Consider the following 12,060-nt stretch of genomic DNA (forward strand, 5'->3'; position numbering starts at 1 on the left):
CACGGGGTACGGTAATCTTCGTGTCGCTGTCACGGGGCTATAGCTCAGTCGGTTAGAGCGCAGAGCTGATAACTCTGAGGTCGCTGGTTCGATTCCAGCTAGCCCCACCAAGCATCACCCTCCCGCCGCAGATGTAAGGGGATCCAGCCATGCTGAAGAAGCTCCTGATCGTTGCCGGCGTCGTCGGCGCGGCGGCCCTGGTCGTCAAGAGGGTCAAGGCCTCCAGCGACGAGCGCGCCCTGTGGCACGAGGCGACGACGGCGCCCGACCTGCGCTGAAGCCCCACCTACCGGGGGCCCTAGCTCAACTGGCAGAGCACCGCCTTTGCAAGGCGGGGGTTAGGGGTTCAAGTCCCCTGGGCTCCACAAAGCCGGACTCACCAGGCCCAACGAAATTCCAAGATCGTTGGATGACGGTGCATCAACCGCGCCGCGAGTAATCCCACGTTCAGGGGTCGGTTGCGGCGTGAGTCCCAGCGATGGTCGTGCGCGAGGATGAGCGGATGGATGACCTCGTCAGGTTCCTCCAGGCCCGTGTCGATGAGGACGAGCACAGGTACGCCTACGTGGGCCACACGTTCGGTGGCGATGCCCTCCTGGACAGCCACCTCCATGCCGGTTACCGCGAGGAGTGGCAGCCGTAGGCGCGGGTGGCGATCTTGGCGAAGCCGTTGCCGCCGTAGCTGCTCTCCAGGACCGTCCAGCGGATCACCGCCGGCTCGGACCAGTCGTAGCGGGCGACCGCCCAGAACGGTGAGCCTGGGGTGTTCTCCCGGGCGATCGCCCAGGTGTTGCGGAGCGCGTACTTCTTCGCGTCCAGGGTGCGATTCCAGATCTGCGGCCGGCGGTCGGTGAAGTCCGTGAGGGCGCCGCGCACTTGCTCGGGCGAGGCCTTCGTCGCCAGGTCGAAGTGCATTCTGTGACCCGAGCACCACCACGCGTGAGCGTCCATCGGGCAGAGGTTCCCGGCAGGTCACTCGAGCGGAGGCACGCGCTTCCGCCATCGGTGGTGGCGCCAGGCGGCGGCTGCGGCGGCCACAGCGAACAGCAGGGCGGCTGCGCCCTTCCAAGCACGCTCGAACCACCACCGGTTCTCGCCGAACGCCGCGTCGCCGGCCATCATCAACCAGATCCCGATCCACGCCCACTGCCAGCCCCGTGGCCGGGAGAACCTGTCGGGCCGGTCGGTAAGGCCGACGTGGACGGTTGCCGCGGCACCGCCGACCACGACGAGCGGAATTCCGAAGCGCCAGACGACGTCCCACAGCGACACGAGGCGATCATGGCATCTGGACCGTGCGCATCGACAGAGCCGTTCGGTGAGGTGGCGGCCAGGTCCGCCCGTCGGCGCTATCGCGTGCCGGTCCGGCTGACCATCGCGTCGGTCTCGGGGTCGGGCATGAGCTCCCGCACCTCCTGCGCGCAGCGGCGACTGGCTCCAGTTATCGGGTCATCCCCAACTTCCCCCAGATATGACGAAGCGCGGGAAGCCTGTCAGCCGGCCGGTTCCCAGATGAGGATCTGGCGGTGATGGTGGAAGCCGTTGCGCAGGTAGAAGTCGACTGCGCGGCGGCCCGAGTGGACGGTCACGTGCTCCAGGCCGCGGTGACGGGCCTCGGCCAGGATCGCGGCCATCAACGCGGCTCCGATGCCGCGGTTGCGGTGCTCTTCGCGGACCATGACCGACTGGACGTCGCCGTACCGGCGATCCGGCGACTCGTGGCCGGGCACCCGCTCCGCGACGTGCAACCAGGCGGAGCCGACCACGGCACCGTCGACCTCGGCGACGAACGGCAGGTGGGTGTCCGCGTGGGCCGTCACCCAGCCGGCGAACGCCGCAAGCTCGTCCGGTCCCATGTCCCGCAGCTCCGCGAGCGCAGCCACATCCGCCGCGCCGCCCATCCGCACAATCACCCGGCGAAGTTTACGAGGACCGGGAGCCCCGCCCAGTGGGGCGGATACCGCGTGAAAGAGTCAAGAGCCGTTCGGTTGTTGCGGTGGGTCGGGGCATCCGGTCAATATCCACATGTGACGATGCGCACACGAGAGTGGTTGACGACTGGCGAGGCGGCTGTGCTGCTGCGTTCGTCGCGGGCGCATGTGGTTGACCTCTGCCTGCGGGGGCTGTTGCCGTACGTGACGATCAGCTCGCGGCGGCGCATCCGCCGCTGCGACGTCGAGGCCCTGATCCAGCCGCGGATGGACCGGGACCAGCTGGAGACGCTGTGGCTGCACCGGGCCGTCGCCGGCCGGCTGGTCCGCAATCCCGGGGCGGTGCTGGCCGCCGCGGCGATCAACCTGCGCCGGCTCCGGCGGATCCACCCCGAGGGCCGGGCGTGGGAGTGGCTGGACCGGTGGGACGCCGTGCTGGACCAGGGGGTCGAGGCCGTGCTGGAGGCGCTGACCTCGTCGGCCGCCTACGCCGTCGAGCTGCGGAAGACGTCGCCGTTCGCCGGGATTCTGCCGGAGAGCGAACGGCGGGCGGTGGTGGCGGCATTCGCGGAGAGCCGCCGGGACCACGCCCGGTCGATGCCGCCGGAGAAGTTCGAGCGGGTGCTGCGCAGCGTCTGACTGACTCGTGCGTCACAGCCTCTTCTGACCGAAGGTTGCCGGGTGAATAGTTAGCCGTACTAAGATCCTGTCGGCATCCGGGAGGTTCGATGCCTTCTTCCACCGCCGCCCAGCTGCGCGAACTGCTGGAAGACCTGCTGCAGTCGGCCTTGCCGGTCCGCCTCCGCGCCTGGGACGGATCCGAGACCGGCCCCACAGGTACGCCGATCCTGTTCATCCGGAACAGACGCGCCCTCCGCCGGCTCATCTGGCGGCCCGACGAGCTCGGCCTGGCCCGGGCGTACGTTTCCGGCGACCTCGACGTGGTGGGTGACCTCTACGACGCGCTCGGCCGGCTCGCCGGGCTGATCTTCCGCGGTGCCGACGTCCACGGGCTGCCCAAGCGTGCTGTCGCCGCCGACCTCGTACGCCTCGGTCTGCTCGGACCGCAGCCCAAGCCGCCAGCGGAGGAGATCGCGATGCGCGGCTCCCGGCACAGCCGGGGTCGCGACCGCCAGGCGATCAGCCACCACTACGACGCCGGCAACGACTTCTACCGGCTCGTGCTCGGCGAGACCATGGTCTACTCCTGCGCCTACTGGACCAGCACGGACCCCGGCTACCAGCTGGCCGACGCGCAGCGCGACAAGCTCGACCTGATCTGCCGCAAGCTGGAGCTGGGACCGGGCATGCGGCTGCTGGACGTCGGCTGCGGCTGGGGTGGGCTCGCCCTGCACGCGGCCCGCGAGTACGGCGTCGACGTCGTCGGCATCACGCTGTCGGCCGAGCAGGCCGACCACGCCCGCAAGCAGGTGGCCGAGGCCGGGCTGACCGCGCACGTGGAGATCCGGATCCAGGACTACCGCGACATCGACGACGGCCCGTTCGACGCCATCTCCAGCGTGGGCATGGCTGAACACGTCGGCACCGGCCCGTACGCCGAGTACGCCGCCATCCTGTTCCGGCAGCTCAGACCAGGTGGACGGCTGCTCAACCACCAGATCGCCGCCCTGCACCCGGCACCCCCGGCCGAACGGAAGCGGCGCTCGTTCATCGACGGGTACGTCTTCCCGGACGGGGAGCTGGCGCCGCTGGGCACGACGGTGTCGCTGCTGGAGGGGGCCGGTTTCGAGGTTCGGGACGTGCAGGCGCTGCGTGAGCACTACGCGCGGACGCTGCGGGCCTGGGTCGCCAACCTCGAAGCGAACTGGTCGACGGCCGTGCGGCTGGCGGGGGCGGGACGGGCCCGGGTCTGGCGGTTGTACATGGCGGCTTCGGCGATGTCGTTCGAGCAGGCGCGGATCGGGGTCAACCAGGTGTTGTGCGTGCGGGCGCGCCGGGACGGCACCAGCCACATGCCGCCGACCCGCAGAGAGTGGTTGGGTGCATCGATGTGACCGTTGCCACGGCAAGGTGCTGTCCGGATCGGTCGGCCACCGAGAAAGCGCCGGTCGGAGGGGTCGGCCGGGTCCGGAAAGAGACGTCCGTGCACTGGCCGGCGACCTCACCGTCGGTTGCCCGTGACCATACGGCCACGGTCTGACAGTTAGCCTTCATTCGTGAGTGGACGGAAGCGAGCCGCGGCCATCATCGTGCGGGACGGCCGGGTATTGATGGTGCACGAGCGCAGCCTGCGTGACGGCAACCGGGAATGGTGGACGCTGCCCGGCGGCGGCATCGACCCGGGCGAGACCGCCGAGGATGCGGTACGCCGCGAGGTGCTCGAAGAGGTCGGCCTGGTGGTCAAGGAAGCGCGGTACCTGCTGGACACGCCGTACCCGTCGGGGATGACGTCGGTCTTCGCGGTGACCGTGGCGGACGGTGAGCCGCAGCTCGGGGCGCACGTCGGCGGTCCGCTGCCGGTCGGGCTGGACTGGGTGCCACTGCCCGACGTACGCCCGGACGGGCCCGGCCTGCCGATCCCGCCGATGATCGTCGCGCTGCCGGTGGACTGACCCGGTTTACTGGTCGGCCTGGGCGGTCGCGGTTTCGGTGGCCGGCAACGTGATCGTGCGACGGCGTTCGAGGACGAAGTAGGCGCAGCTCAGCGCGTACCCCAGAGTCAGCAGGGCTCCCACGGCCCGGACCGTGATCGGCGCGACGGCCAGGAGCGTCATGCTCAGCGCGCCCACCGCCCAGCAGGCGAGCAACGCAGTGTTGATCGTGTCCTGGGCGGCCCAGCCGCCGAGGCCGCGGCGGCGCGCCTGCCGCTGGATCTCCGTCAGGAGCGCGTGGCCCATCCCGAGAGCGAGCAGGCCGAGCAGCACGGTGGAGAAGACGGAGTGGGCGCCGCCGGCCACTGCCGCGACGGCCGTGCCGCCGGTCAGCAGAGCGAGACCGCTGACGGTCCCTACCCGTGCACTGCGTCTCTCCTCCACACCCACTGACAGTCGGCAAGATCTCGCCCGGCCTGAGGAGCGGGGTGACTTTCTGGTTATCAGAGGGCGGTTCGGGGGAGGATGTCCGACGTGATCGGAACCCTGAAGCTCGAACCCGCGATGTCCCGGCTCGACCTGCTCGCGGCGCCGGTCGCGGCCGCGCTGGAGGTGTGGCCGGCGGAGGCGCCCATCGACGGGGACCAGGTGCTGGTCGCGCCCATCGACGCGGACCTGGCCGATACGGCCGCCTTCTGCGAGGCGTACGGCGTGACGCTCGGGGAGTCGGCCAACTGCGTGATCGTGGCGGGCCGCCGCGGCGAGATCACCCGGTACGCGGCCTGCGTCGTCCTGGCGACCACCCGCGCCGACGTGAACGGGATCGTGCGCCGGCACCTGGACGTCCGCAAGGCGAGCTTCGCGCCGATGGACGACGCGGTGCGGCTCACGGGCATGGAGTACGGGGGCATCACGCCGATCGGGCTGCCGCAGTCGTGGCCGGTGCTGGTCGACGCGCGGGTTGTCGCGACGCCGCACGTGATCATCGGTTCGGGAGTGCGGCACAGCAAGATCGCCATCGCGGGGCCGGCGCTGGGCGCGCTGCCCGGCGCGGAGGTCATCGACGGGCTCGCCCGCGAGATCTGACCCCGCGTGATTCAGGCGCGCTGGCTGGTTGGCGGACTCGCCTGTGATGTGATCCGGGCGCGCTGAGTTGTAGGCGCACTTGCGCGCGGGAGCCGGCTGGGCCGTGATTCTGGCGCGCAGGCTGGTCGGCGGGCTCAGCCGCGAGGCCTCACCGGAATGATCCTGGCGAGCAGGGTGGTCGATGAGCTTGGACCGGGCGGGGAATTGAGTGGACCGCTTGACGCCGTCCTGGTTCGGTCAGAGGCGTGAGGGATATCCGGCCGACGCGGCCCGCCGACCTGGCCGTCATCCAGCGGATCGAGCACGCCGCCGGCGAGCTCTTCCGTGCCATCGGCATGGACGACATAGCCGACGATCCCGACCCCACCATCGAGGTCCTGACCGACTATCAGCGTGCCGGTCTCGCCTGGGTGGCGGTCGATCCCGACGACCACCCGATCGCCTTCATCCTGGTCAAGCGGATCGACGGCAATGCGCACATCGAGCAGGTCAGCGTCCATCCCGACCACGCCCACCAGCGGATCGGCCGCACCCTCATCGACCACGTCGAACGCTGGGCCGCAGGCCGGGACCTACCCGCCCTCACCCTGACGACCTTCCGCGATGTGCAGTGGAACGGCCCGTACTACGAGCGGCTCGGCTTCACCGTGCTGCCGGGTGCCGAGCAAAGGCCCGAGCTGCAAGCCCTGATGATCGAGGAAGCCGCCCATGGCCTGGACCCCGAGAAGCGCATCGCCATGATCCGTGCCATCCATAACGATCAATAACGTTTCACGTGAAACGGTGAGCGGCCCGCTCATCGAGCGGGATCGACGGCCTCTCGCCGGGCGATCTCCTCCAGGGCCGACCGCAACGCCGCCGGCTCCTGCGCGCCCTGGATGACGAACCTCCGGTCGACCACGTAGGTCGGCACGCTGGTGATCCCCAGCTCGCGCGCCTCGGCCAGATCGGCGTTGACCGCATCCGTGCCGGCCGGCGAGGCCAGATAGGCGAACGCCGCCCGCGCGTCGAGCCCGATCGACCCGGCCAGCTGGGCCAGCTCGGCATGCGAGCCGAGGTCGGCCCCCAGCGCGAAGTGCGCGTGCTGCAAGGTTTCGATCATGTTGAGCTGCAGCTCCTGCGCCGCCGCCCAGGCCACGAGCCGGTGCGCGTCGAACGTGTTGGCCGCCACCGCCCGGTCGTAGTCGAGCGCCAGCGCCTCACCGCGGACGATCGCCGTCACGTGCGCGATCATCTGGTCGACCTCCCGCGGGTCGCCGACCTTGGCTGTCATGGCCTGCCTGATCGGCAACGGCGCCGGGACCGGCGCGGGGTCGAGCTGGTACGCCCGGAACGTCATCGACGCGCCACCGGGGAAACCGAGCAGCACCGCCTCCAGCCGGCGCTTGCCCAGATAGCACCAGGGGCAGACGAGGTCGTACCAGATCTCTATGTTCAAGATTGTTCAATCCGGTCAGGGGTGGCGGCGGGACGGTCGGAGGAGGCCTGCTCGCGGATCTGCCGCTTGAGCCGCCCGAGGATCGCCGTGCCTCCGCGGATCCGCAGCGGGCTGATCGCCGTGGCCAGCCCCATCCGGTTGTAGAGGTCGTCCGGCACCGCCAGGATCTCGCTGGTCGACGCGCCCTCCAGGCCCTCGGCGAGGATGCCCGCGAAGGCCCGCGTCGTCGGCGCTTCGGGCGGGCAGTCGAAGTAGGTGCGGACCGTGTCGTCGGGCTGCACCTCGGCGCGCAGGAAGAACTGCGTCTGGCATTCCGGCACCTGCTCCATGCCCTCGTGGCCTCGGAGGGAGTCGGGCAGCGGGGGCACCGCGTCGGAGAACTCCAGCAGCATCTCCAGCACCACGTCGCGCGGCGCGGAGGCGAAGTCGTCCACGATCTCGGCCAGTTTGGCAGGCATGTCGCTCACGGCTCCGACCTTACGTCGAGGGGGTCAGGCCGCGGCCGAGGTCGGCACGAGGGCCAGATCACTGAGGCTGATGATGCCCACCACGTTGCGGTCCGCGTCGCAGACCAGCAGCCGCCGGACGCCACGCTCGCGCATCGCGTGGATGGCCTCGTCCACTCCGGCCGACTGCTCGATCATGATCAGCTCGTGGGTGGCGATCGAGGCCAGGGTCGTCGACTTCGGCGGCCGGCCGTCGGCGATGGCCCGCACCACGATGTCGCGATCGGTGACCAGCCCGGAGATGGTCGGGCCGTCGGTCACCACGACATCGCCGATGGACTGGTCACGCATCGCCTGCGCCGCCTCGTCCAGCATGGTGTCGCCCGGCAGGTAGACCACCCGCCTGGTCATGACCTCAGCGACCGTGGTCCTCGCCATGGGTGGTGACCTCCCCGTTCTCATGTCACTCGTGTCTCGCCCGTACCCGTGCTATCCGATCGTTACACGCACCACGTCGGCGATCGGTACATCGTGTCGCTCGTTGGTGCGGCGGTCGCGGACCTCGGCGTACCCCTCGGCCAGCCGGCGGCCGACCACCACGACGCGCCGGATGCCGATCAGCTCGGCGTCGGTGAACTTCACGCCGGCCGACAGCTGCGGCCGGTCGTCGACCAGCACCCGCAGGCCCTGGTCGGTCAGCTCCGCGGCCAGGGCCAGGGCGGCGTCGCTCTGCCCGTCCTTGCCGGCCGCGATGACGTGCACGTCGGCCGGGGCGACCTCGTCCGGCCAGAGCAGGCCGCGGTCGTCGTGGTGCTGCTCGGCGACGGCGGCAACCGCACGGGAGACCCCGATGCCGTAGCTGCCCATGGTCGGGCGCACCGGCTTGCCGTCCGCGCCGAGCACGTCGACCGAGAAGACGTCGGTGTAGCGGCGGCCGAGCTGGAAGATGTGCCCGATCTCGATGCCGCGCCGGATGGCCAGCTCGCCCTCGCCGCAGGCCGGGCAGCTGTCGCCGGCGCGGACCTCGGCCGCCTCGATCGTGCCGTCGGGGGTGAAGTCGCGGCCGGCGACCACCGAGGTCGCGTGCCGGCCGGGCTCGTTGGCGCCGGTGAGCCAGGCCGTGCCGGGGGCCACCCGGGGGTCGGCGAGATAGCGCACGTCGAGGCCCTGCGGACCGATGTAGCCCTTGACCAGGTCGGGCCGGGCGGCGAAGTCGTCGAACATGGTGGCGGTCGCCGGGCTCAGGGCCGCGTTGAGGCGCTTGAGGTCGACCTCGCGGTCACCCGGCACGCCGATGACCAGCAGGCTGTCCTCCTGGCCGGGGTGATGCACGGTGACGACGACGTTCTTGAGGGTGTCGGCCGCGGTCCAGTCGGTGCGGCCGTCGAGAGCTTCCTTGTTGGCCAGCTCGACGAGTGCGGCGATCGTCGGGGTCTCTGGAGTGTCGTGGACGGTCAGAGGGAGGTGCTCGCGCTCCGGGACAGCGGGGACCGGGGTCACCACGGCTTCGGTGTTAGCCGCGTAACCACAGGTGGTGCAGGCCACGAACGTGTCCTCGCCCACCTCGGAGGTGGCCAGGAACTCCTCCGAGGCCGAGCCGCCCATCGCCCCGGACATCGCCGACACGATGGTGTGGTCGAGGCCGAGGCGGTCGAAGATGCGCTGGTACGCCGCGCGGTGCCGGGCGTACGACTCGGCCAGGCCGGCATCGGAGAGGTCGAACGAATACGCGTCCTTCATCAGGAACTCGCGGCCGCGCAGCAGACCGGCGCGCGGGCGGGCCTCGTCGCGGAACTTGGTCTGCACCTGGAACAGGATCAGCGGGAAGTCCCGGTAGGAGCTGGTCATGTCCTGCACCAGCAGGGCGAACATCTCCTCGTGGGTGGGCGCCAGCAGGAAGTCCGCGCCGCGGCGGTCCTTGAGCTTGAACAGATCGTCGCCGTACTCGGTCCAGCGGCCGGTCACGTCGTACGGCTCGCGGGGGAGCAGGGCCGGGAAGGACACCTCCTGGCCGCCGATCGCTGCCATCTCCTCGCGGACGATCGCGGTGATCCGGTCCAGCACGAGCTTGCCGAGCGGCAGCCAGGTGTAGCCGCCCGGAGCCGAGCGCCGGATGTAACCGGCCCGCAGCAGCAGCCGGTGACTCGGCACCTCCGCCTCGGCCGGCTCCTCGCGCAGGGTCTTGAGCAGCATCCTGGACATCCGCAGCAGCATGCGACGAAGCCTAGAAGCCACCACCGACAGGAATCATCCGGTTATCCGGTGTCGCCAGCGTCACGCTGACGGGCGGCCGGGCCGGTGCAAAACTGGCTGAAGCGGCCGCACGGAACGGGGGAAGTGGCCATGAGCTGGAACAACTTCGTGGCGCTGGGCGACAGCTTCACCGAGGGCATGGACGATTCGTACCCGGACGGCACCTATCGCGGGTGGGCCGATCTGGTGGCCGCCCGGCTCGCCGTCGACGCCGGCCCCGGCTTCGGTTACGCCAACCTCGCCGTCCGCGGCAACGTGCTCGACCAGGTCCTCACCGAGCAGCTCGGCCCCGCGCTGGCCATGCGGCCCAGCCTGGTGAGCTTCGCGGCGGGGGGCAACGACATCCTGCGCCGGCGGGTCGACGCGTACGGGCTGGTCCAGCGGATCGATCCGGCGATCGCGCAGCTGCGGGCGGCTGGGGCCGACGTGATCCTGTTCCGGTTCGCGGACGTCACTGTCCACCTGCCCGGCCAGCGCATCGTCGGGCCCCGGGCCGCCGCCCTCAACGACGGCGCCCGAGAGCTGGCCGACCGGCACGGCGCCATCCTGATCGACCTCTTCGCCGACGACGCCTTCCACAATCCGCTGCTGTGGAGCTCTGACCGCCTGCACCTGTCCGCGGCCGGGCACCGCCGGGTCGCCGCCCACGTGCTCGACGCCCTCGGTGTCGGTGTCGACGAGGAGTGGCTGCTCGTGCCGCCGATGCCGGCGCCCACCCCGTGGTTGCTGGCCCGCGGGGCCGACCTGCGCTGGGCCGGGCAGCACCTCGCACCCTGGATCAAACGGCGGCTCGCCGGCGCCTCCTCCGGTGATCTCGTGACGGCTAAGCGTCCCGAGCTGCGTCCCATCGAAGCGATAGCGTGAGTGACATGTCAGTAGAGAACGATCCGGCGCCGGCCCTGCAGGCGTACGCCCACCCCGACAAGCTGGTCACCACCGAGTGGCTCGCCGCCCACCTGGACACCCCCGGACTCGTGGTCGTCGAGTCCGACGAGGATGTGCTGCTCTACGAGAGCGGTCACATCCCCGGCTCGGTCAAGGTCGACTGGCATCTCGAGCTCAACGACCAGCTCACCCGGGACTATCTCGACCCGGCCGCGTTCGCCGCGATGTGCGAGGCCAAGGGCATCGGCCGGGACGACACGATCGTGTTCTACGGCGACAACTTCAACTGGTGGGCGGCGTACGCCCTGTGGGTCTTCAGCCTGTTCGGGCACCGCGACGTGCGCCTGCTCGACGGCGGCCGGCAGAAGTGGGTGGCCGAGGGCCGCGAGCTGACCCGCGACCGCACCGAGCGCGCCCCGGCGACCTATCCGGTGCCGCAGCGCGAGGACGGCCCGCTGCGCGCGTTCCGGGACCAGGTCATGGCCCACATCTCGAGCGGTCGCCCGCTGGTCGACGTGCGGTCCCCGCAGGAATACACGGGCGAGCTGACCCACATGGCGGCGTACCCGCAGGAGGGTGCGCTGCGCGGCGGGCACATCCCCGGTGCGCTCAGCAAGCCGTGGAAGTCGGCGGCCAACGAGGACGGCACCTTCAAGCCGGCCGACGAGCTCACCAAGATCTACCGGGACGAGCTGGGGCTGGAGACCGGTGATGACGTGATCGCGTACTGCCGGATCGGCGAGCGGTCCAGCCACACCTGGTTCGTGCTGCACCACCTGCTCGGCTATCCGCAGGTCCGCAACTACGACGGCTCCTGGACCGAGTGGGGCAACCTCGTGCGCGCTCCCATCGCCAAGGGCGCCGAGCCGGGCGGTCTCTCCTGACGGTCCGCGTGGCGGCCGCCGCCTAGATTCGGCGGCATGGGAGCAGCCTGGCGGGATCACAGCGCCACGATCCTCGCCACGTTGCTGCTCCTGCCGCCGGCCGCCGTCGCTGCGTACCGGTGGCGGCGCCGGAGCCGGTCCCGGCGCGAAGCTCTCGCCGAGGTCGGTCTGCTCTGCTGGACGCTGCCGTTCATCGGCATGCTCTTCACCCCGCAGGGCACGCCGCGGTCGATCGACCTCGTGCCGCTGCACGACCTGCCGTCCTGGTTCTCCGGGGATCCGGGCACGGCGGTCGCGCAGTTCGCCGGCAACCTGGCGGTCCTGGCCGGGGTCGGTTTCTTCCTGCCCATCCGGTTCAGCTGGGCTGCCTCGCTGCTGTGCGTCATGGCGATCGCCGCGGTCAGTGCGGTCGTGATCGAGGCCCTGCAGTGGGTGCTGGCCATCGGCCGGGTCTCCAGCGTGGACGACGTGATCGTCAACACGGCCGGTGCGGTGCTCGCGGCCGCCTGTTCGGGCCGGTGGTGGGTCACGGAAAAGGCGGACACCGAAGGTCAGACCGTGCCGGTACCCTGAGCGCCTCAGCGC

At 70.5% G+C, this 12,060-nt stretch carries 18 protein-coding genes and 2 tRNA genes; 11 read left to right on the top strand and 9 right to left on the bottom strand.

The features are described 5' to 3' along the window. Positions 1–33: 33 nt before the first annotated feature. The 3 genes from ACWEOZ_RS05615 to ACWEOZ_RS05625 all read left to right on the top strand — a co-directional run bounded on the left by ACWEOZ_RS05615 (position 34) and on the right by ACWEOZ_RS05625 (position 365). Positions 34–110 (top strand) — tRNA-Ile (locus ACWEOZ_RS05615). 39 nt (positions 111–149) lie between these two features. Next, positions 150–278 (top strand): DLW-39 family protein, encoded by a 129-nt coding sequence (locus ACWEOZ_RS05620; RefSeq protein WP_360546700.1) that lies wholly within the window; start codon positions 150–152, stop codon positions 276–278. Positions 279–292: 14 nt separating this feature from the next. Next, a tRNA-Ala gene (locus tag ACWEOZ_RS05625) sits at positions 293–365 on the top strand. Between the two features lie 11 nt (positions 366–376). Here ACWEOZ_RS05625 and ACWEOZ_RS05630 read toward each other — a convergent pair. From ACWEOZ_RS05630 to ACWEOZ_RS05645, 4 genes are all read right to left on the bottom strand, one after another. Next, entirely contained in the window at positions 377–613 is a 237-nt protein-coding gene (locus ACWEOZ_RS05630; RefSeq protein ID WP_451909567.1) for a hypothetical protein, read from the bottom strand. Between the two features lie 5 nt (positions 614–618). Then, on the bottom strand, positions 619–915 hold the full coding sequence (locus ACWEOZ_RS05635) for a hypothetical protein (protein WP_451909568.1): 297 nt from the start codon (positions 913–915) through the stop codon (positions 619–621). Positions 916–972: 57 nt separating this feature from the next. Further along, positions 973–1,272, bottom strand: a complete 300-nt coding sequence (locus ACWEOZ_RS05640; RefSeq protein WP_451909569.1) for a hypothetical protein — start codon at positions 1,270–1,272, stop codon at positions 973–975. Between the two features lie 221 nt (positions 1,273–1,493). Continuing rightward, positions 1,494–1,913, bottom strand: a complete 420-nt coding sequence (locus ACWEOZ_RS05645) for a GNAT family N-acetyltransferase (RefSeq protein ID WP_451909570.1) — start codon at positions 1,911–1,913, stop codon at positions 1,494–1,496. A 138-nt stretch (positions 1,914–2,051) separates the two neighbouring features. On the opposite strand from ACWEOZ_RS05645, the gene ACWEOZ_RS05650 reads away from it, so the two are divergent. The 3 genes from ACWEOZ_RS05650 (at position 2,052) to ACWEOZ_RS05660 (ending at position 4,504) form a co-directional block, all read left to right on the top strand. Beyond that, complete coding sequence (locus tag ACWEOZ_RS05650) at positions 2,052–2,570, top strand: helix-turn-helix domain-containing protein (RefSeq protein ID WP_451909571.1); 519 nt, start codon at positions 2,052–2,054, stop codon at positions 2,568–2,570. Positions 2,571–2,659: 89 nt separating this feature from the next. Further along, positions 2,660–3,946, top strand: a complete 1,287-nt coding sequence (locus ACWEOZ_RS05655; protein WP_451909572.1) for a class I SAM-dependent methyltransferase — start codon at positions 2,660–2,662, stop codon at positions 3,944–3,946. 162 nt (positions 3,947–4,108) lie between these two features. Beyond that, positions 4,109–4,504: an NUDIX hydrolase gene (locus tag ACWEOZ_RS05660; RefSeq protein ID WP_360814312.1), complete on the top strand. Its 396-nt coding sequence runs from the start codon at positions 4,109–4,111 to the stop codon at positions 4,502–4,504. Between the two features lie 6 nt (positions 4,505–4,510). Here ACWEOZ_RS05660 and ACWEOZ_RS05665 read toward each other — a convergent pair whose 3' ends face one another. Next, positions 4,511–4,927 carry a hypothetical protein gene (locus ACWEOZ_RS05665; RefSeq protein ID WP_451909573.1) on the bottom strand — a complete coding sequence of 139 codons (417 nt, stop codon included), beginning with the start codon at positions 4,925–4,927 and terminating at the stop codon, positions 4,511–4,513. 93 nt (positions 4,928–5,020) lie between these two features. On the opposite strand from ACWEOZ_RS05665, the gene ACWEOZ_RS05670 reads away from it, so the two are divergent. Further along, positions 5,021–5,569: a YbaK/EbsC family protein gene (locus ACWEOZ_RS05670; protein ID WP_451909720.1), complete on the top strand. Its 549-nt coding sequence runs from the start codon at positions 5,021–5,023 to the stop codon at positions 5,567–5,569. Between the two features lie 335 nt (positions 5,570–5,904). Then, positions 5,905–6,336, top strand: coding sequence for a GNAT family N-acetyltransferase (locus tag ACWEOZ_RS05675; protein ID WP_451909574.1), 432 nt, complete (start codon positions 5,905–5,907; stop codon positions 6,334–6,336). Positions 6,337–6,365: 29 nt separating this feature from the next. On the opposite strand, the gene ACWEOZ_RS05680 is transcribed toward ACWEOZ_RS05675, so the two are convergent. From ACWEOZ_RS05680 to ACWEOZ_RS05695, 4 genes are read right to left on the bottom strand one after another with little or no spacing between them, the layout of a single operon-like run. After that, the gene (locus ACWEOZ_RS05680; RefSeq protein WP_451909575.1) at positions 6,366–7,007 is read right to left on the bottom strand and encodes a DsbA family oxidoreductase; all 642 of its coding nucleotides are present in this window, start codon (positions 7,005–7,007) and stop codon (positions 6,366–6,368) included. Further along, a complete protein-coding gene (locus tag ACWEOZ_RS05685; RefSeq protein ID WP_451909576.1) occupies positions 7,004–7,474 on the bottom strand; it encodes a SufE family protein in 471 nt (156 codons plus the stop codon). The genes ACWEOZ_RS05680 and ACWEOZ_RS05685 overlap by 4 nt, the downstream gene beginning before the upstream one ends. A 24-nt stretch (positions 7,475–7,498) precedes the next feature. Next, positions 7,499–7,891 carry a CBS domain-containing protein gene (locus ACWEOZ_RS05690; RefSeq protein ID WP_451909577.1) on the bottom strand — a complete coding sequence of 131 codons (393 nt, stop codon included), beginning with the start codon at positions 7,889–7,891 and terminating at the stop codon, positions 7,499–7,501. Positions 7,892–7,942: 51 nt separating this feature from the next. After that, positions 7,943–9,667 (bottom strand): proline--tRNA ligase, encoded by a 1,725-nt coding sequence (locus ACWEOZ_RS05695; protein WP_451909578.1) that lies wholly within the window; start codon positions 9,665–9,667, stop codon positions 7,943–7,945. Between the two features lie 129 nt (positions 9,668–9,796). On the opposite strand from ACWEOZ_RS05695, the gene ACWEOZ_RS05700 reads away from it, so the two are divergent. Genes ACWEOZ_RS05700 through ACWEOZ_RS05710 form a run of 3 tightly spaced genes read left to right on the top strand, consistent with a single transcriptional unit; the run spans position 9,797 to position 12,048 of the window. Continuing rightward, positions 9,797–10,570, top strand: a complete 774-nt coding sequence (locus ACWEOZ_RS05700) for an SGNH/GDSL hydrolase family protein (protein WP_451909579.1) — start codon at positions 9,797–9,799, stop codon at positions 10,568–10,570. 5 nt (positions 10,571–10,575) lie between these two features. Further along, positions 10,576–11,475, top strand: coding sequence for a sulfurtransferase (locus ACWEOZ_RS05705; protein ID WP_451909580.1), 900 nt, complete (start codon positions 10,576–10,578; stop codon positions 11,473–11,475). A gap of 36 nt (positions 11,476–11,511) precedes the next feature. Then, entirely contained in the window at positions 11,512–12,048 is a 537-nt protein-coding gene (locus ACWEOZ_RS05710) for a VanZ family protein (RefSeq protein WP_451909581.1), read from the top strand. Positions 12,049–12,060 lie beyond the last annotated feature (12 nt).

This window comes from Actinoplanes sp. NPDC004185, assembly GCF_053603475.1.